Origin of the sequence: Paenibacillus baekrokdamisoli, from assembly GCF_003945345.1 — a bacterium.
Taxonomy (GTDB): Bacteria; Bacillota; Bacilli; order Paenibacillales; family Paenibacillaceae; genus Paenibacillus_Z; species Paenibacillus_Z baekrokdamisoli.
In genome coordinates this window covers 4563720-4583030 of the sequence record NZ_AP019308.1, presented here as the reverse complement: position 1 = coordinate 4583030, position 19311 = coordinate 4563720, and the positions used below count along the sequence as shown (strand labels likewise).

At 45.7% G+C, this 19311-nt stretch carries 16 protein-coding genes; 10 read left to right on the top strand and 6 right to left on the bottom strand.

Translation table 11 applies throughout. The features are described from left to right. Positions 1 to 70 precede the first annotated feature (70 nt). The 3 genes from EKN16_RS20170 to map all read left to right on the top strand — a co-directional run bounded on the left by EKN16_RS20170 (position 71) and on the right by map (position 1605). Positions 71 to 277, top strand: coding sequence for a hypothetical protein (locus EKN16_RS20170; RefSeq protein ID WP_125661314.1), 207 nt, complete (start codon positions 71 to 73; stop codon positions 275 to 277). A 239-nt stretch (positions 278 to 516) separates the two neighbouring features. Beyond that, positions 517 to 705, top strand: a complete 189-nt coding sequence (locus EKN16_RS20165) for a hypothetical protein (protein WP_125661312.1) — start codon at positions 517 to 519, stop codon at positions 703 to 705. Positions 706 to 858: 153 nt separating this feature from the next. Further along, complete coding sequence (gene map, locus EKN16_RS20160; RefSeq protein WP_125661309.1) at positions 859 to 1605, top strand: type I methionyl aminopeptidase; 747 nt, start codon at positions 859 to 861, stop codon at positions 1603 to 1605. Between the two features lie 277 nt (positions 1606 to 1882). On the opposite strand, the gene EKN16_RS20155 is transcribed toward map, so the two are convergent. Together EKN16_RS20155 and EKN16_RS20150 are read right to left on the bottom strand one after the other, a co-directional pair. Then, positions 1883 to 2806 (bottom strand): alpha/beta hydrolase, encoded by a 924-nt coding sequence (locus EKN16_RS20155; RefSeq protein WP_125661306.1) that lies wholly within the window; start codon positions 2804 to 2806, stop codon positions 1883 to 1885. A gap of 125 nt (positions 2807 to 2931) precedes the next feature. Further along, positions 2932 to 3339, bottom strand: coding sequence for a MerR family transcriptional regulator (locus EKN16_RS20150; RefSeq protein ID WP_125661303.1), 408 nt, complete (start codon positions 3337 to 3339; stop codon positions 2932 to 2934). A gap of 201 nt (positions 3340 to 3540) precedes the next feature. Between EKN16_RS20150 and EKN16_RS20145 the strand changes: the two genes are divergently transcribed. Beyond that, complete coding sequence (locus EKN16_RS20145; protein WP_125661300.1) at positions 3541 to 6228, top strand: alpha-L-rhamnosidase; 2688 nt, start codon at positions 3541 to 3543, stop codon at positions 6226 to 6228. Between the two features lie 158 nt (positions 6229 to 6386). Then, a complete protein-coding gene (locus EKN16_RS20140; RefSeq protein ID WP_125661297.1) occupies positions 6387 to 7430 on the top strand; it encodes an IS1595 family transposase in 1044 nt (347 codons plus the stop codon). Here EKN16_RS20140 and EKN16_RS20135 read toward each other — a convergent pair. The 3 genes from EKN16_RS20135 to EKN16_RS20125 all read right to left on the bottom strand — a co-directional run bounded on the left by EKN16_RS20135 (position 7416) and on the right by EKN16_RS20125 (position 11355). Next, complete coding sequence (locus EKN16_RS20135; protein WP_125661294.1) at positions 7416 to 7781, bottom strand: VOC family protein; 366 nt, start codon at positions 7779 to 7781, stop codon at positions 7416 to 7418. The genes EKN16_RS20140 and EKN16_RS20135 overlap by 15 nt on opposite strands. A gap of 189 nt (positions 7782 to 7970) precedes the next feature. Beyond that, on the bottom strand, positions 7971 to 9578 hold the full coding sequence (locus tag EKN16_RS20130) for a response regulator transcription factor (protein WP_125661291.1): 1608 nt from the start codon (positions 9576 to 9578) through the stop codon (positions 7971 to 7973). Positions 9579 to 9591: 13 nt separating this feature from the next. Beyond that, positions 9592 to 11355: a sensor histidine kinase gene (locus EKN16_RS20125; RefSeq protein ID WP_164522899.1), complete on the bottom strand. Its 1764-nt coding sequence runs from the start codon at positions 11353 to 11355 to the stop codon at positions 9592 to 9594. Between the two features lie 208 nt (positions 11356 to 11563). On the opposite strand from EKN16_RS20125, the gene EKN16_RS20120 reads away from it, so the two are divergent. The 3 genes from EKN16_RS20120 (at position 11564) to EKN16_RS20110 (ending at position 15144) form a co-directional block, all read left to right on the top strand. Further along, complete coding sequence (locus EKN16_RS20120; RefSeq protein WP_125666449.1) at positions 11564 to 12493, top strand: ABC transporter permease; 930 nt, start codon at positions 11564 to 11566, stop codon at positions 12491 to 12493. Positions 12494 to 12525: 32 nt separating this feature from the next. Continuing rightward, positions 12526 to 13494, top strand: coding sequence for a carbohydrate ABC transporter permease (locus EKN16_RS20115; RefSeq protein WP_125661285.1), 969 nt, complete (start codon positions 12526 to 12528; stop codon positions 13492 to 13494). Between the two features lie 123 nt (positions 13495 to 13617). Beyond that, the gene (locus tag EKN16_RS20110) at positions 13618 to 15144 is read left to right on the top strand and encodes an ABC transporter substrate-binding protein (RefSeq protein WP_125661281.1); all 1527 of its coding nucleotides are present in this window, start codon (positions 13618 to 13620) and stop codon (positions 15142 to 15144) included. 178 nt (positions 15145 to 15322) lie between these two features. On the opposite strand, the gene EKN16_RS20105 is transcribed toward EKN16_RS20110, so the two are convergent. Continuing rightward, a complete protein-coding gene (locus EKN16_RS20105) occupies positions 15323 to 16270 on the bottom strand; it encodes an AraC family transcriptional regulator (protein ID WP_125661278.1) in 948 nt (315 codons plus the stop codon). 447 nt (positions 16271 to 16717) lie between these two features. Here EKN16_RS20105 and EKN16_RS20100 point away from each other — a divergent pair, with 447 nt between their 5' ends. After that, entirely contained in the window at positions 16718 to 17362 is a 645-nt protein-coding gene (locus EKN16_RS20100) for an SOS response-associated peptidase (RefSeq protein WP_125661275.1), read from the top strand. A 190-nt stretch (positions 17363 to 17552) separates the two neighbouring features. Continuing rightward, the gene (locus tag EKN16_RS20095; RefSeq protein ID WP_125661272.1) at positions 17553 to 19271 is read left to right on the top strand and encodes a stalk domain-containing protein; all 1719 of its coding nucleotides are present in this window, start codon (positions 17553 to 17555) and stop codon (positions 19269 to 19271) included. The last annotated feature ends 40 nt before the right edge of the window (positions 19272 to 19311 follow it).

Below are 19311 nucleotides of genomic sequence, written 5' to 3'. Positions count from 1 at the left end.
GCGCTCTCTGTTTCGCCTATAATTAGCCTATAAATGGAAAATGAATTGGGTGAAAGGAGGGAATTTAAGCGTGGTTAATCCATGGATGACGACTTTTGTGATTGTTTTTGGCATTGTTGTCGCAATTGTAGGTGTTATCGCCTATTTGCGAATGTATAAGAACAGTGCATGGTCGGCTACCCGTCCAGAACAAAATGCACCGCACTCAGAAGAGCCTTTCTCTCCCTATGAGCAGTTATCCGCGGGAGTAGATCCGACAGATAATGACATCAAATAACATTGCTAATGACCTTATAGGAAAATATAGATAGTGTTCCCTTTTATATCGTTGTCAGAAATGTTATAATTGATTGACAAATGAAACAATTTGATTTCGTTAGAATCATGAGTTCGCCTCACAATCAGCCGGATCGTTCGATACAGATGGGTACAGTACCAAACATGACTTGGAATAGTCATGCGCGCTCTCGTACATGAGTTGTTAGAACCACCAACCGATGATATGGAGGGGATTTCATGGCCAAACGCAGCCATAATGAAGTCAAGGAAAGCCTCAGGGAACTAACTAGAATCTTTCAACCCAAGGATTCTCGGAAGTTCGTCAAGGATTACATCCGTAAGTACAGAATCATGGGCGGCTATGAAGACGAGCTCACACTAGTGGTTGATCACGAGATGGGAAGACTTCGGTCTTCGGTTAGCTAAATGAATAAATTTATGCCTTGCCCACACATTAGGGACAAGGCTTTTTTGTTTTTAAGGAGATTAAATGTTGTTGGGGGGCAGCTTGAACACGGCTCATCTTTATTAATCGTCTTTTGTTGGAATGGCTTAACAGTAATAGGGAGGTGCTGCTGGGTGATTCGAGTGAAAACGGAGGAGCAGATTGAAAGGATCGGCAGGGCGGGAAGAATTGTAGCGGCGTGTCATCAGGAAATTGCCAAAAGGCTAAGATCAGGTGTAACGACGATGGAAATCGATAAATTCGCGGAAGCCTTTATGAACAATCAGGGAGCAAGAGCCGCGCAGAAGGGGTATAGAGGCTATCCCTTTGCAACCTGCGCATCTGTAAATGATGTAGTATGCCATGGATTTCCTACGCATGTACCGCTTCGCAATGGGGATGTCATCACGATAGATATGGTTGCTGAGTTGGACGGCTGGATGGGTGATTCGGCTTGGACTTATGCGATTGGTACACCTTCAGCCGAGGTTATGAAGCTCATGAAGGCGACCAAGCAAGCGCTGCTTCTTGGTATAGAGCAGGCTGTCGCGGGCAACAAGCTCGGCGATATTGCCCATGCGGTGCAGAAGGTGGCGGATCAGGAGGACTATGCTGTCGTGGAGAGCTTCGTTGGGCATGGTATCGGTCGTGATATGCACGAGGAACCAACTGTTAATCATACAGGTAAAGCGGGGAGCGGCAAGCGACTTCGCAAAGGAATGGTAATTACCATTGAGCCGATATTCACAATGGGCAGACCGGATGTTTATTTGGATAAAGACGGCTGGACGGCGCGCTCGATTGATGGGGCTTGGTCCGCTCAATATGAGCATACCATTGCCATTACGGAGGGGAAACCGATTATTCTGACCAGCCTGTAATCATAAATGGCTCAACACTAAGATACGTAGAAGGCCGCTTCGCGGACGGATCATTCTTAAGGGTCGCTGTTGTCTCCCTATTTCTTGATTCTATCCCTTAGGGGTAGAAATACGGAGACAAAGGCGAACGCTATCGCTTCTTCAGAACGATTCCGTCCGCTTCGCTTTGTACTTCGTGATGACAAGCACTGATTATGATTTAGAGCCTTATGAATAACCTCTTCTACAACAGTTATGATGTTGTAGAAGAGTATTCATAAGGCAGCTATGCTGCTTACTACTTATTGAGCCTCTCTTGTACATATTGCCCAATATTCACGATAGCCTGCTGCGCTTCAGGCAGCATGTAAGCCAAAGCTTGAAAAACACTCCACATGTTCTCCCATACTTCTAATGTAACGTCTACATCTGCCTCTTTTGCTCGATCAGCGAATCGCAAGGCATCACTGAGCAGAACTTCCTGATCACCTACTTGAATCAGTAATTCAGGCAGCCCACGAAGCTCCATCCGAAGCGGTGATAACAAGGGCGGCATTTCCCCCTCCCAACCGGCTAGATAGGCATCCAATATCCGTTGATTGCCCTGCCGACTCCCAGTAGGATCAAGCTCTGCACGGCTTCGATACGATTCGCCATCGAGATTTACTAGATCAGTATGCGGTGATAAGAGAAAAGCGCATGCTGGAAGCTCCTCTCCATTGTCGCGCAAGGATATCAGGGTCATAAGCGCAAGGCTGGCTCCGACAGAATCCCCGCCTAATACGATATGGCGACCTGAATATCCATTCTTAAGCAACCAGCGATAAGCACTTAAGCAATCCTCATTAGCAGCTGGATAGGGATGCTCAGGGGCAAGCCGGTACTCGATCGTTAGGACGTCCACACCACTGGAGAAACTTATTCTTGCAGCTAGATCACGATAAAATTCACAAGTGCCTGCAATAAAACCGCCGCCATGCAAATAAAGTACAGCCTGCTTACGGTTAGCTAAGGTGGGGCTTGCTGCAGCTGAACGAACCCACTCCCCTTGTAAGTGTCCAATCGTTGTCTTTTCAATGGTGATATTAGGTAAAGGCGGCCATTTTGAAGCAGCTTCGGCCAGTTCATTGCGGATCTGTTCCACCGATTTGCCTTCATAGCTGCTCGTTTGTTTCAAATAGCCTTTGATGGCAGCAAGCTGTTCTACATTCGTTATCTCCATGCGTGTTCCCTCCCCTAAAGTGACCCTTTCCTATACGTCGGTGCGAGCACTACATGGCTCACCTTAGAAGCATAAGTCAGGTTATAGGGTTATTGTAAAACCTGTAGTATAGTACAGAGTCAAGCTTATGATTTCATGTGAAGAATTTGCAGAACTTCCAGCACCTCCGGATTTTTCTCCGCCATCTGCAAATTAGTCTTTAGTTCCTCTAGCATCTTCTTTGTTTGCTCCTTCTTGGCAATCTCTTTGTTAATGCTGCTTGTTTTTCGCTCGATGACAGCGATAAAATCGGCGACGCTGATGCTCCCATCTTGGGATTTGCTCAGCGCTTTTTCAATCTCTCTCAGGGTGAAGCCGCAGAACTTGGCATTTTTTATAAACGTGAGTCTTGTTAATACCTCTTCCGAATAGAGGCGATAGCCGGATTCCGATCGAGCAGGAGAGGGGATAAGTCCATGATTCTCATAATACCGCAATGTTTCTATGTTAAGTTCGGCCAGCTTCGCTATTTGCCCTCGTAAGTAATCCGTCATTTCACAACGTCCTCTCTTCTATGAATTCTGCGCTCATCGATCGTATCATTTGAACGACTAGTTCTAGCTTTCGGGGGATATTCCTTTAAACAGGTCCATGAATAGGGATCCAATGTCCGATTCCACCATAGTGATTGTCGTAAAACCCCCTTTAATCACAGTGAGCGGTTTCGTTACGATAAGGGCAGGAGGGATTTAAAAATGACTAATCAACCATTACACGTTCATTCGCTTCAATTCAATTATAAAACGAATCCAATCGGCATCTCGCCTGAACTTCCGAGAGTTAGCTGGAAGCTAGGTGCAGGGCCGAATAGTCGTGATGTTGTTCAGACGGCTTATCAGATTCAGGTAACCGCTAATGATGAAGGCTTCGAGCAATTGCTTGCAGATAGCGGCAAGGTGAATTCGGATCAATCCGTGCTAGTGAAAGTGCCAGCCTTTAAGGCGGACTCCCGCACACGCTATTATTATAGAGTCAAGGCTTGGGATGGCAGCGAACTGGAATCGCAGTGGAGTGAGCCGGCTTTCTTTGAGACAGGGCTGCTGCAAGAATCAGATTGGGAAGCGGCTTGGATTACGAATGGCACTTCCCCAGGGGGAGAGGGCTGGAATCCATCACCTTTGTTCCGCCAAACGGCAAAGCTAGGCGCACAAATTAAATCTGCGCGTATTTATGCTACTGCCCACGGTGTGTATGAGTTATATCTGAACGGAACTCGTGTCGGGAGCGACGTACTGGCACCGGGTTGGACCGATTACAAAACAAGGCTGCAGGTGCAGACCTATGATGTAACCAATCTACTGCTCGCAGGCGCAGATAATGCCATTGGTATTCATGTGGGAAGCGGCTGGTACGCCGGACGAATAGGCTGGATGGATGATTATCGGCTCAATCGAGATCGTGCCGCATTGCTTCAGCTTCATGTGAACTATGAGGATGGAAGCGAGGAAGTGATCAAGACGGATTCTACTTGGCGGACGATTGACGGACCGGTGCGTTTATCGGAGATCTACGATGGTGAGCATTATGATGCGCGTTTGGAGAAGAAGGATTGGTCGGTTGCTGACTATGACGATGCGGAGTGGAATGCAGTTGAAACATGTACGCATTCCAAAGCTATATTAGTTGCTCAAGAGAATCTCCCAACGCGAATCGTTCGCGAGCTAAAGCCGATTGAAGTCATCCTGACACCGGCAGGCGAGACCGTCATCGATATGGGTCAAAACATGGTGGGCTGGGTTAGGTTCAACGTAACGGGTCAAGCGGGGCAAATGGTATCCTTGCTTCATGCCGAAGTTCTCGATGCGGAGGGTAATTTCTACACGGATAATTTACGAAGCGCCAAGCAGCGTGTTGAATACGTGCTTAAAGGCGAAGGTAAGGAAACCTACGAGCCTTACTTCTCCTTCCAGGGCTTCCGGTTCATTAAGCTGGATAGCTATCCAGGCGAAGTTGATCTGGAGAATTTCACAGGCTGTGTTGTCCATACCGATATGGAGCTGACAGGGACATTCAGCTGCTCGGACGATCGATTAAATCAGCTGCAGCATAATATCGAATGGGGTCAGCGCGGTAATTTTCTGGATGTGCCAACGGATTGCCCGCAGCGTGATGAACGTCTGGGGTGGACTGGGGATGCGCAGGCTTTCGCCCGGACAGCTGCTTTTAATATGAATGTGGCATCTTTCTTCCAGAAATGGCTTCGCGATGTGAAGAGCGAGCAGAACGAGGAGGGCGGTATTCCGTTCGTTATTCCGAATGTGTTGAAGCCTACTGATCATTCCTCCTCGGCATGGGGCGACGCTGCAGTTATTTGTCCCTGGGTAAACTATATTAGCTATGGGGATGACCGGTTCCTAATTGAGCAATATGAGAGCATGAGGGCTTGGGTTGAATATATCCGCAAGCAGGGTGATAACGAGCTGCTATGGAACACGGGCTTCCACTTTGGAGACTGGCTTGGATTAGACGCACATGAAGGAAGCTACGTGGGATCGACACCGCAGGATTTAATCGCTACAGCCTTTTATGCCTATTCAACGGGTCTTGTAGCTAAGGCTGCGGAAGCATTAGGCAATGAAGGAGAAGCGGCTAAGTATAAGGAATTGCACAGCCGTATTGTTGGCGAGTTTCAGCGCGAATTCATTACGCCAAGCGGCCGTCTGATCGGCTCGACCCAAACAGGCTATGTACTGACCTTAATGTTTGATCTTGCGAAGCTGGAAGACCGCGAGAAAGTGGCGAAGCAATTAGTCAAAGACTTAGAAAAGCGCGGTATCCATCTTTCTACAGGCTTCGTCGGAACGCCGTATCTCTGCCTTGTATTGTCTCGTTTTGGTTATCATGATGTTGCGGGCAAGCTGGTTCAACAAGAGGATTATCCGTCTTGGTTATATGCAGTTAAGAAGGGTGCTACGACGATCTGGGAGCATTGGGATGGCATTAAGGAAGACGGCAGCTTCTGGAGCGCGGATATGAACTCGTTCAACCATTACGCTTACGGAGCTGTAGGGGAATGGCTGTACCGAATTGCTGGTGGAGTAGATACCAGTGAGGATCGTCCAGGCTACAAGCATGCTATACTTGCGCCGAAGCCATGGGACGGCATTAGCTTCGCACGTACGACGCATCAATCCCAATACGGTGAGGTTGCACTCGAATGGCATCGCGACGATGCGGCGGGTACTATGAAGGTCGAGTTAACGATCCCGACGAACACGACAGCTTCTGTAGAGCTGCCCTACGCGCAGCTCTCTGATGTGCAAGAAAGCGGCGCTCCACTTGTGGGCAGCTCCCTTGCTGACGTTTCCTCTCAAGCAGGCAGTGAGGTACGACTGGAGCTTGGTTCGGGGAATTATAGATTTGAATATGCAATAACTAGATAAGCCTGCGTGTAGGTACAAGAAAGGAGCTAAAACCAAGCTGTAGTAGTTCTGCTTGGGTTAGCTCTTTTTCTTTAGGCGGTTTTCTAAAAGATTGTTGCTATATGCGGAACTTATCTGAAATTTGTTATGTAGAAACGTTCAAACGGGTGGTGTTCCGCATGGCAAAAGCATGGTTAGACCTCTACGCACAGTTTACGGATTTATCAGAGGAAGACAAACGACAGTTGTTTGAAGCAATAAAGAATGATGTGGATGCCGAACCCAGAATAGCTATTGGGTTATATGAAGGTATTCGTGAATCTCGTTTTCGGAACGGATTAGCATGTGTTCATTGCGGAAGTCTTCGTGTGAAGCGAAACGGAACATACCGCGAACGTCAACGTTATCTATGTAAGGATTGCGGAAGAAGCTTCAACGATATAAGCGGAACTCCTCTCTCTGGCACACATCATCCAGAAAAGTGGATGCGATATTTTTTAATGATGGTTGAAAACAAAGGGAAATCATTGCCCAAAGTTGCAGTTGAACTCGAAATCCATGTTTCTACCGCATTTTATTGGAGACATAAGATTCTAAATGCCTTGCGTTCATTAGGTCATACGGTGTTAAGTGGTATTGTTGAAAGTGATGAAACTTATATTTTGGAAAGTGAAAAAGGCAAAAAGGGTGGTATTGCCCATCGTAAACCTCGTAACCATGGCGGTAAAGCCCAAAAACGCGGAATAAGTGATGAGCAAATTTCCGTCATGGTTGCTCTTGATCGTAATGGTGCAATTTTCTCTCAAATGGCGGGACGTGGGAGAATTACAGCGTCTCAAATCAATGACGTAATGGGCAATATTCTTCGTAGAGACGTTGTTTTGTGTACAGATTCCGCTACTAACTACAAAGCGTTTGCTAAGAATCATAATATTAACCATGAAGTGATCAACATTCGAAAAGATGGGTACGTGAAAAAAGGAATTTACCATATCCAACATATTAATCACTATCATGGTGAACTAAAAGAATGGTTAAAACGATTTGATGGTGTAGCGACCCGCTACTTGGATAACTACTTATTTTGGCATCGATTCCTTGAACTGAACAAGAAACAGGATGATAAATTGGTATCCAACGGAATACTTTTGGCATCGTGTCAGAAACCAAACTTCACCACCATTAGCACATTTAAAACGGCTGATGTATTACTTACCAACTAATACAAATACATTCCCATCAGGAGCTTCCATTACGGCAATATGTCCAGATTCGGTTGCAAAAGGAGTCCTAATCCATTGGATTTCTTCGTTCTTATTCAACTCATCATATGCTTGTCGAACATCTTCAACATAGATTTCAATTTCTGTAAAGTTAATTTCAGGGTGATTACTCAACACAAGTTCAGAACTATCTTTTAAAGGAAACTTTAAACCAATCACTGTCCAGGTTGAACCGTTCTCTAAGATACGTTCTATCTTCCAGTTTTCTGTTAAGCCCATTGATATGTAAAACGAAAGTGACTTCTCAATGTCTTTTGTATGAATACACACGCACTCTAATTTCTTAAACACTTGATACATCTCCTTCTATTATTGCATCGGGAACATGCGTTCCCTTTGTGATTATACTACTATTTTCCATCATATAAAGCAACAATATAATAGAATACCGCCTTTCTTTATGAAATGGGAGCGTTCTACAGACTATATTGCCGGGGATAACCTCGGTTTTTTTTCTGTGTGGAAATAGTGTTGCTCGGTTCATAACACCTCTGCCTCCGCGGTCAGCCCGCGAAATTCGGTTGGCGATATTCCGGCGTACTTTTTGAATTGTTTATAAAAATAACTGGTATCGGCATAACCGACCCTTTTGCCGATATCGATCGTTTTTAAATGCGTATTCACAAGCAGTTTTCTGGCGGTCTCGATCCGAAATTTGTTCACATAATCGGAAAATGATTCTCCCGTTTCCTTCTGAAACAGCTGTCCCAAATAGACGGGGTTAATGTTGAACGTCTGACTGAGCGTCTTCAGCGATAGCTCTTCTGCATAATTGACGCTAATATGCTTCAGCACCTGCTTGATGACCGGACTTAGCTCATCGTCCTCGGACACGAGGCAATCGATTGCGGCACCGGCGATATATTTGACATGCTCCTTCAGTTCTTCCATCAACTGAATGCGGAACAGGGAGGAGAACAGCTCTTTGTAATCGTTGGAGACCAGCTCATTGCTCAGTTTGACATCCTTCAGCAGCCGCTTCGTATGAATGATGATTTCGACCGCGTGGTTCTGGATTTGCGCGGGAGGAGCGGCATCGACCGCCTGCAGCCGCTGAAAGAAAGCATCGATCCAAGCGAACAGCTCCGGCTTGCTTTTGCCGAACAATAGCTTTCCGTATGCGTCTAGATCGATCGAAGCACCCCCAGCAGCCGCTTGCTTCGCATCACGAATCGAAAGCTTGCGCTCAATAACGGCTTCCTCCGAGTGGATTAGATAATATTCCTGCAGTTTCTTCGCGCTGTCGTAGCTGCGGCCGGCGTTCACATAATTGTGCTCTGCGTCGGCAAGCGTAATAACAGCCCGAACGGCCAGCTTTTCTTGGATAACTGAACCGATCTGCCGCAGCAGATCGCGAACCCGGTCGCAATCGGAATCTGCGTCCTTCAAGCCGAAGATAGCCATAATGTCGCCATCCGTGTCTATAAACGTTACACACGCATTGTTATCGTTCTCCAATCGGGAACGGCATAGCTGGTACGCTTCGGAAATGAGATGATCCCGCTGCAGGTGCGAGAGTTCTCGCTGCTCGGCTGCTTCGAAGGCTAGCTTCACGGCAGCGACCGCGTAAACGGGATAATCGAGCCGGAAGCCCAGCAGCTGTGCGCGATGTTTCAGTTCGCCTGCATCAATCGCATCTGTCATCCAGCGGTACAAAATGTTATCACGCAATATATCCAAATCGCTGCGGCTGTACATTTCTTTACGGTAGGTGTCCGTAATTTTTTGCGCGGTCGAGCTGACTGTCACCTTCAGTTCTTCGATATTGATTGGTTTCAGCAGGTAATTCTCGATGCCAAGTGCCATGCCTTGCTTGATGTAATCGAACTCGTGATACCCGCTTAATATGATGCATTTCAGCTCCGGGTTTAGGAGCTTGGCATCGCGAATGAGCTCCAGTCCGTTCATACGCGGCATCGTAATGTCGGTAATCAGGATATCGACCGGTGTCGTCCGGAGCATTTCAAGCGCTTCCAAACCGTCCGAGGCTTGGCCGGTAATGACAAGTCCGTATTCCTCCCACCGGATCACATGCGGCAGCCCTTCGAGAATAAAAGGTTCGTCGTCTACGATGAATACGCTATACATGCATTTCCCCCCTTTAGGTGGCCGATAAAATCATCTCTATAGTCGTGCCTTCGTTTTGTTTGCTGTCGATCAACAGTTCGTAGCCATTGCCGAATATAATTTTCAACCGTTCATTGACGTTAGTAATGCCAATCGATTGTGAGGGGTGCAGACTTGGTTCGCACAAACGCTCCCGAATTTGTGTCAGCGTATCCGGATCCATGCCTTTCCCGTTATCTCTCAGCGTAATCTTAAATGTCTTCCCGTTATTATCTAATTTGGCTGCAATCGCAATTTCATTATCTTCACGGTGCAGCCGGATGCCATGAACGATATAGTTTTCGATGAATGGTTGGATCGAGAGCTTCATGATGCGGCAGTTCAGCAGTTCATCATCGATTTCGATGCTGTACGCAAATTTATTTTTGTAGCGAATACGGAACAAATCGAGGTAGAGTCTCGAATATTCGAGTTCATCGGAAACAGAAACCATGGTATCACTTTTCACCGAATACTTGAACAAGGTGGCGAGCAAATAAATCATTTCCCCGACGTCGTGTGCCTCTTTGGAAATCGCCCGCATCCGAATAGCCTCCAGCGTATTGTATAAAAAATGCGGCTTAATTTGGGCTTGAAAAGCGACAAGCTCCGCTTGCTTTTGCTTGATTTCAGATTTGTAGACCTGGTCGATATGCGTCGATAAATCCTCGCACATGTGATTAAACCGATTCGATATCTCGAACAGCTCATCTTCTTTTTCAACTGCAATTCGCACCGATAAATCGCCGTCCTGCAGCTTTTTCATTGCACGTACAATTTCTTTGGTCCGTCGCGAATAATTGATGATTGTCATATAAGTAAACCCGATCGCCGCCGCTATGCACAAAACCGTGATCAACAAGATCGTGTTTCTTAATCCTTTGACATTATTGTATATTTGCGATTTTGGAATAATGCCAGCAATAAGAAAACCGTATCGGTTGGACATTACGTTAATAAACGAGTCTTCCTCAAACTTTGCCGATGACGAAGACATCGTCAGCTTGGCCATATATGGATACGAATGATCGTAATATTGGTTGGAGGAATCATAGACGACATTATTGTCTGGCGTTAGAACGACGATATAGCCTTTCAGTTCTTTTTGATAATTACGGAAAGCCTTTGCAATATTGTCTGAATCATAATCGATAATCAATTCGCCAAGCGGTAGCAGCGTTCTTGGGTCATTAAGTTCCTTCATGATACTGTATACTTTTTTGATTTTCCTATGTTTTTGTATCGTTGATAGTGCGCCGGCAGCGCCTTTGGCCATATCGGAAGGGTAGATTTTCAACATGTCATTGGATTGAAGCATATAGACAAAGTTTTGCTTTTGACTGTAAAGCGCGATGCTGCGTATGTCGGTGTCGTCCTCTAGCGGATTGCGAAAGTATTTCACGAATGATTGTGTTGTGAATCCACTGCTGCTTGCGTATCGATTCAGGCGGTAGCGCAAATATTGGTCAAAATCGTTTTCTAGAAAATATTTCACATCTTCCATCACAGTATTATCTTGATATAATTGCTTGACGATTTGCTGTGCTGAAGAATATTTGTTATCCAGATAAGTGGAAACGCTATCTAAAGCTTGTTTATTTAAGTCCAGCTCTTTCTGGACGAGCGTGTCGGTAAAATATTTATAGACAAAGATCGATAGAACGGCTAACGAGACGACCGTTATGATCGAATAAATGAGCAGCAGCTTATTGAATAGCTTCTTCTGAAAGTGCGTTCTATAAAAATTGATGAGATTCACCGATGCTGCTCCTTCCATTAATCCAGTAACCCTATTAAGAATATCATACAAAGCGGTTGAAGAGATTTTTATTGAAAGCGGTTTCTTTAGTTTTTACCGTAAATCTAAAATTATTTAACTTATGTAAATCCACAAAATCCATTATCGTAAATAGAGAAGAGAACATCAAGGGGGGGAGAGCATGACAACGATTCGCAAACAACGTCCAATCGCCGAGTTTTTTAAAAATATTGTCCGCAATCGGGCGATGCTCTTCATGGTGCTGCCTGGAACGCTATGGTTTTTCTTTTTTGCTTACTTGCCGATGTTCGGTTCAGTAATCGCATTTAAACAGTTCCGGAACAGTCATGGCAATTTTTTTGAAAATGTGATTTACAGCAAATGGATTGGTTTGAAAAACTTTGAGTTTTTATTTAAAACCGAAGACGCTTACATCATTACACGCAATACGATACTTTACAATATTGTGTTCATCAGTCTTGGGCTCATCGTTTCTGTTTTTATGGCGATCATCCTAAGCGAGCTTGCTAGCAAACGGTTAGCTAAGCTGTATCAAACGGGTATGTTTATGCCGTACTTTTTATCCTGGGTTATCGTTGGCTTCTTTTCATTCAGCTTCTTGAGCGTTGATTTTGGCGTATTGAACAAAATACTAGGCACCTTTGGCATCGAGCCGATTTTCTGGTATAGCGATGCGAAATACTGGCCTTATATTCTAACCTTTATGAGCTTGTGGAAGTCGGTCGGATATTCAAGCGTCGTTTATTTGGCTGCTATTGTCGGCATTGATCGGTCGTATTATGAGGCCGCGATGATCGATGGCGCGAATAAGTGGCAGCAAATTCGCAACATTACACTTCCCATGATCAAACCGCTCATCATCATGCTGACGCTGCTTGCGATCGGCCGCATCTTTTATGCTGACTTCGGGCTGTTCTACGAAGTTCCGCGCAATTCTGGACCTTTGTTCCCAGTAACGAATGTTATCGATACTTTTGTTTATCGCGGGTTGAAGACGACGGGCGAGCTTGGTATGGCGGCAGCGGCGGGCTTTTATCAATCGGCAATCGGATTTTTGCTGGTTGTCATTTCCAACTACGTTGTACGTAAAGTCAGCAAAGAGAACGCGTTGTTCTGACGGCTCGCCGTTAACGAAAGGAGAATGCAGTAATGCTTAATCAGTCTACTGCGGTTGACCGGCAGTCATCGAAAGGCAGAGCTACTCACAAAAAACAGCGGGATTTGAATCAAATGTCCCCGCTCTGGAATACGCTCAGTCATTTGATTGCCGGAGGATTCGCGCTTATCTGCGTATTTCCATTCTTGTTTGTTCTGATCATTTCATTTACGGATGAGATGTCATTAGCCGAGAATGGCTATCGATTAATTCCTAATAAATGGAGCTATTCTGCTTACGAATTCATTTTCAAATCGGGTGATCAGCTGCTGCGATCTTATGCGGTTACGATATTCGTGACGGTTGTCGGTACGTTAATCAGCTTGGCAATCATCGCGTTTTACGCTTATGCCATTTCGAGACCTACATTCAGATATCGTGGATTTTTCTCATTCATCGCCTTTTTCACGATGCTGTTTAACGGCGGACTCGTGCCGACTTACATCGTGACGACACAGGTGCTGCACCTGAAGGATTCGATCTGGGCGCTCATCTTGCCGATGTGCGTGAATGCGTTCTACATCCTGGTGCTGCGGACCTTTTTCCAGACCATGATCCCGGATGGGATTATCGAGTCAGGTAAAATCGATGGTGCCGGAGAGTTCCGCGTATTCTTCAGTATTGTTCTGCCGATTTCCTTGCCCGGTATCGCAACAGTCGGTTTGTTCTGCACACTCGCTTATTGGAATGACTGGTTTAATGCTTTACTTTATATCGACGGCAACCCGAACATTGTGCCTCTTCAAGCGATGCTTATGCGGATCGAGAACAACTTGAAGTTCATTACGTCGAACTCCGCGCTTGCCAATTCAGGACAAAGCTTAGAGCTGCTTAGGTCGCTGCCGCAAGAAACGTCGCGTATGGCAATGGTTGTGCTGGCAACAGGACCGATCGTATTGGCTTATCCATTCTTCCAACGCTATTTCGTGCAAGGCTTGACGATTGGTGCAGTCAAAGAATAGCTGGAATTCCAGCAGATGCAAGTTTATTGATGCGAGACGCTCGTTGCTTGCCGGCATGCTTGCAGCTGATCGCATTTAATAATACAGATCTCATTTTAGTTACATAAAGGGAGGATATTAGAGATGAAGAAAAAGAATTTATCACTCGCGCTTGTTGCCATGCTAATGTTGTCCACGTCACTCTCCGCATGTGGCAGCAAAAATAATGACGTCACACAAGGCACCAACGATAAACCTAAAGATGAGGCAAAAGTAAATGACACCAAAAAAGATGATACGGAGAATGAGAAAACGGTTGAGTTAATGTGGTATTCGATCGGCGCTCCGCAAAAGGATACCGATTTGGTTATGGAAGAGCTGAGTAAATATACAAAAGAAAAAATTAACGCCACCATCAAAATGAAACAAATCGACTGGGGCGATTATACGCAAAAAATGCAGGTCATTTCGGCATCCGGCGACCCATGGGATCTTGCTTTTACTTGCTCTTGGGCGTTCGACTACGTGCAAAACGTGCGTAAAGGCGTCTTCGCCGAGCTTGATCAGCTGATCGAAGAGTACGGTCAAGGCACCAAAAAAGCATTGAATCCGGCATTCCTTGAAGGTTCGAAGGTAAACGGCCATAACTATGCGATTCCAGTTAACAAAGAGCTTCCAGCACAGCCAGTTTGGCGCTTCAATAAAAACCTGGTTGATAAATACAAGCTCGACATCAGCAGCATCAAAACACTTGCAGACTTAGAGCCGCTTCTTAAAGTAGTCAAAGAAAAAGAAGGCTATGCTCCCATTTCTGCCGACAAAAATTTCGGATTAGCATTCCCGTACGATTACATTATTGAAGGCTTGCCACTTGGCGTAAAGCTGGGTTCGACAGACAACAAAATCGTAAACATGTTAGAAGATCCAGAGGTTGTGAGTGATCTACAGACGCTTCATAAATATTATAAAGCAGGTTACTTGCCAAAAGATGTTGCTACCCTGCAAAGTGGCGACGCAGCGCAAACAGGCAAATGGCTTGTCGACAAAGCGGATACACAGCCGCTTGCCGATATCCTATGGAGCGAGAGCCTTGGATACCCGATCGTATCGAAACCGATTCGCGAGCCGATCGTATTCAATTGGTCCGTAACGGGTTCCATGATCGGTATCAACGCGCAAGCAGACGATCTTCATAAGAAGAAGGCTATGCAGTTCTTGGAGCTGCTCAACACAGATCCGTATGTGCGTAATATGGTGGATTCCGGTATCGAAGGCGTACACTACAAAAAGCTTTCTGAAAACGTAAAAGAAGATTTGCCTGCAGCAAAAGAGCGCTACGACATGCCAAGTTTCTCACTAGGTAACATTATGCTCACTTACTTATCAGCGAGTGACCCTGCTAACAAATGGGAAGAATTCGAGAAATTCAACAGCGCGGCTACGAATGCACCGACGCTTGGCTTCAAGTTCGACACAACGCCGGTCGCTTCACAAATCGGTAACCTGAACAACGTAAAAGAAGAGTTTTATCCGTCGATTATGACGGGTACAGTTGATCCTTCAGAGTTCATTCCGAAGGCAATTAAGAAATTCAAAGATGCTGGCCTTGATGATGTGCTTGCTGAAGCGCAAAAGCAATTCGACGAGTGGAGATCGGCAAACGGTAAATAATCGAATAGGTAAATACGTAAAGAATGAAAGCAAGGCTCCGGTTGTAGTGATCGGAGCCTTGCTTTTTTCTGTACTTTGCTTAAATTTCAGAGAGAAGAAACTTGCTTCGCCGCCAAGGAAGGCTTTAGCCGTTTCTTCATGGTAATAGAATGAGTTCCAGGGGTGGGGAAACTGGCAGTTAAGCAGGACCTGAATACGTACGATATTGCCGGGGGGTAACTCCGGTTTTTTTCTTGAAGAGTGCATTAAAATATTTGATATCATGATAACCGACGATTGCTGCAATATGGGTGATCTTATCCGTCGTGCTGAGGAGCAGCTGGCAGCTCTGGTCAATCCGAGCATTCTGAATATATTCGAGGAAGGTCATCCCGGTCTGTTTCTTGAAGCTTCGCTGGAAATGACGGCCGCTTATTCCGAGCTGTGCTGCAATTTGACCTGCATGAAGCTCCATCGCACAATTCGAGCGAAGATAACCGAGCAGCTCATTCATCCAAGCAGCGGATAGATGGTTGTCTTTTGGTTCCTGAGGGGTTAGGCTCCGGAATACGGTAATAAGGAGTTCAATGGTGCTTGCGCATAGAGATGCCGCAAAACCAGATCTGCGAGTAGTAAATTCCAAGTGAAGCCTACGGAATAGGTATTGTCCTTCCTCATTGTGATCATGGAAATGCAACCATCGTTGCTGCTCATTTAATTCAGCTAGGCTGCGGATCATATCTGGCTCAAGCGGAACAGCTTGAAGCAGCTTATGAAACAGTTCCTCTCTAAACGTGCAGTTGTAAATAATGAGTGTTCGTCCTTTCGTTGTTGACTGAGGGCGGAATACATGAGAGACTCCGATTGGAATAAAGAACATATCACCTCTGGCAACTTGAATTTGTTGGCTGCCAATATAATGAACACCAGTGCCCTCAGCGACTAAACAAATCTCAATGAAATCATGGGAATGCATCAGCAGGTCAAAGGATTCATGAGCACGGTTGACATAGATAGGGGTCTCGCTCTCGGTAACTAGAGAGGAGAAAGGCATAAGGCGTACACCTCGCGCGAAAGCAGTTTCCTGCAAATTTTTACTCGTAGATTCATGCTCTTTCTTCACATCAACCTCAAACAGATCTCCCAATGCAAGACCCTCCTATTTGTTATGACTATATAAGTTGAACTAGAGATATAACAAGTGAGCGGAGCAGATGGATGATTCTGGAGAAGCGTCAGCGTTCGCCTTTGAGACCGGATTTCCCCCTTATCAGGGGACAAAACAAGAAATCCGGGCTCAACAGCGATCGGAAGAACATTCCATCTGTGCAGCGGCTCAGTGTTCGTTTCTTAAGTTCAACTTATATAGAACCTTTATATTTGTTTTCTTTACAGCACATCTTATAAAGAAAGTTGTTTGCGATTTCACAACAGGCTAGCATATCATTAGATTTTATCATAGTAAGGAGGCGCTTTCAGGTATAAATTACTGCTGGTGGATGATGAGCTATCTTTTGTTCAGGACGGTACATGTTTTTGGATGTGGTGACAAATAATAGATGAAAACCACTAACTAAAGAGGTGATTCATCAAGATGTGCCAATCCATATCCATTGTGGCAGAGACTGCAGAGCTTACCGAGAAGTTTCAAATCAATCAAGTGCTGTCCTACTCCTCTAATCGTCATGAAAGGAATACGACAGAATCAATCTCCGTCATTATCGAAGAGAAGAACAACCGGACGCTGGATGATTATCGTTGGGGTCTAGTCCCATTCTGGGCAAAGGATTCCGTTCATATGGATAGCTCAGAGCTGCTGCAAAAGCCGATTTTCGACCGAATTGTGAAGAAACAGCGATGCATCATTCCGTGCAGCGGCTTCTACTTATCCAGAACAGAGGGGAAATTGACCCACCGCGTGAAGATATCGATGCGGAGCGGGACCTTTGCGATCGCGGGGCTCTATGATGTATTCAAGCCGGCTTCGGGTGAGGAGGTTCGCACCTGCACGATGCTGATGACAGCGCCTAATTTGATGGTTGCTCCTTATGAAACGCGGATGCCTGCGATATTAGAGCCGGAGGATATCGATGATTGGCTGAAGCGGGACTCGAGATTTCCATTTGAGCTAAAGGCCATGCTTCGTCCGATGGATGCCATGCGGATGATCGCTATTCCAATCTCTACTACCCGAGGTGACAGAGTGGAGTTTGAGGCGCCCCGTCCGAAATGGATTTGAACACTATGAACATTAGCAGGAATGAAGAAAGCGCCGATTGGCGCTTTTTTTATTGAATAATGTTATGTTTACCAGCATTTGGACTTTGGGTAACAGAGAAGGGATGCCTTCGTTTTGGATGAAACCTTTCCCGACATGGACACGTCAAGAGGAATGCAGATGATATCCAAATAGATAGGAGGAGCTTCTAATGGGAAATTGGAAGAAAACGGCGATTAGCCTGCTTAGTGCAGGGGTCATTCTATCGATTATTATAGGTTCGGGTCAACAAGTTATGGCACAAAATAACTCAAATACAAGCTACGAGGGGTTATCCTTTAGTGGGGAGAGTAATGTTCCTTTGGCCAAGCCTAGGTGGACAACTGATATCGGCAAGCCTCTCAATGAATTAAGTCTAGTGCCGAATGTTGTGACTGGAAATAGCAGCTTGTTCTATGTAAAGGATGGCGTACTAATAGCGAAAAGCGTAACGTCGGGAACAACCTTATGGTCTTACGGAAGTAAGCTGCAGACGAACTCCGTGCATCTGTATGGGGATTTCTTATATGCGTACACAGCGGATGGCAGCATCTATCGGGTGGCTGCTGCGACAGGCAAGGGAACGCGTATTTACCAAGTGAAGGCTAAACCTCAGCAGGGACAATCGGCAATCTTGGACTTGTCAGTAGATGGAACCGCTATTTATCTCTCTAGTGCAGCAGGACTGATCTCTATTCATTCATCCACAGGTAAAGAAAACTGGCGTACAGCTGGATTAAGCTTTCCCCAGATGCCTCAGCGAGTAGGTCATACTCTGCTTGTCGGCGCAGTGGAATCTGGTGCTATAACGGTCAACACCTTCTACGCGATCGACGCTGCTACAGGGAAAACTCTATGGAGACTGCAAGGAAGCCATACAGGTCCGCTCAAGGTAGATGGGAATAAACTCTATTTTCTAGACGACTGGCCAAAAAATGATACAAGCAAATACTTTGTCGACATCGACGTAGTGGATCTGACTACAGGTAAGATTACGGCCAGCAAGTCCTTTTTCCCACTGGAAGAAGGCAAAGACCCGATGTATCAGTACCCAGAGCGGGTGATCATGGATCAGAATGATGTGTATGCTGTAGTTGGAGGCGCGGGCATCTATAAGACTAATTTTGATGCGGATATATCAGTAATCAAGCCAACACTTATCTATGATTCAGGCAAGTGGATTGCCGGCCCGTATAACGGAAAAATGTTCTTTAAAGACGAGGAAAATATGGGCATTCATGGGCGCAAAATAGGCGATAATACTGACGTGGGTTACGCGGGTTTGGATAATCCGGTCAGCCGCATGGATATTATCAATTCGGGTATGTATGTGGGACAGACAGACGGTGATATATTCGCCTTCAATGTGACGACAGGCAAGCCGTTGTTCCGATATAAGACAGCAGCTCGAAATTATGGAGCTTTCCAGATAGTAGGAAATACACTGCTCGCGCAAGCGGAAGGTAAGGTGTATGCATTCGATGTTCCGGCAGAGCTTCGCAAACCAATAGGCGCAGACTCGGGGGCATTCAGTAAGGCTTCAGCCAAACTAACGATAGATGGAAAAGTGCGTCAATTCGAGCCGAGCATGATGACGAGTGCTAACCGGATGTTCGTTCCACTACGTTTCCTGACGGAAGCGATAGGGGCCAAAGTCAACTATAACAAGCAGAACAAACAGACAACGGTAACGTATGGCGATCGGATATTTGCGCTTAGCGAAGGGGCTTCTTATGCAGTTGTGGGAGGCAAACAAATACCTTTAACCTTTGCGCCTGCGACGATCAACAACGCCCTCTATATCCCTGTTAAGGATATTGGTGATTTACTCGGAATTGGAGTGACCTGGAATACGGGTGCGAGAACGGTTGAAGTTACAACGAAGCCATAAACATAGAGAGAAACAGAAAGAAGTCCTGAGCATGAATGAT

Coding starts and splice junctions, on each gene's coding strand:
- EKN16_RS20150 (WP_125661303.1), bottom strand. CDS start 3,339: ATGACGGATTACTTACGAGGGCAAATAGCGAAGCTGGCCGAACTTAAC.
- EKN16_RS20130 (WP_125661291.1), bottom strand. CDS start 9,578: ATGTATAGCGTATTCATCGTAGACGACGAACCTTTTATTCTCGAAGGG.
- EKN16_RS20110 (WP_125661281.1), top strand. CDS start 13,618: ATGAAGAAAAAGAATTTATCACTCGCGCTTGTTGCCATGCTAATGTTG.
- EKN16_RS20115 (WP_125661285.1), top strand. CDS start 12,526: ATGCTTAATCAGTCTACTGCGGTTGACCGGCAGTCATCGAAAGGCAGA.
- EKN16_RS20140 (WP_125661297.1), top strand. CDS start 6,387: ATGGCAAAAGCATGGTTAGACCTCTACGCACAGTTTACGGATTTATCA.
- EKN16_RS20165 (WP_125661312.1), top strand. CDS start 517: ATGGCCAAACGCAGCCATAATGAAGTCAAGGAAAGCCTCAGGGAACTA.
- EKN16_RS20145 (WP_125661300.1), top strand. CDS start 3,541: ATGACTAATCAACCATTACACGTTCATTCGCTTCAATTCAATTATAAA.
- EKN16_RS20095 (WP_125661272.1), top strand. CDS start 17,553: ATGGGAAATTGGAAGAAAACGGCGATTAGCCTGCTTAGTGCAGGGGTC.
- EKN16_RS20155 (WP_125661306.1), bottom strand. CDS start 2,806: ATGGAGATAACGAATGTAGAACAGCTTGCTGCCATCAAAGGCTATTTG.
- EKN16_RS20100 (WP_125661275.1), top strand. CDS start 16,718: ATGTGCCAATCCATATCCATTGTGGCAGAGACTGCAGAGCTTACCGAG.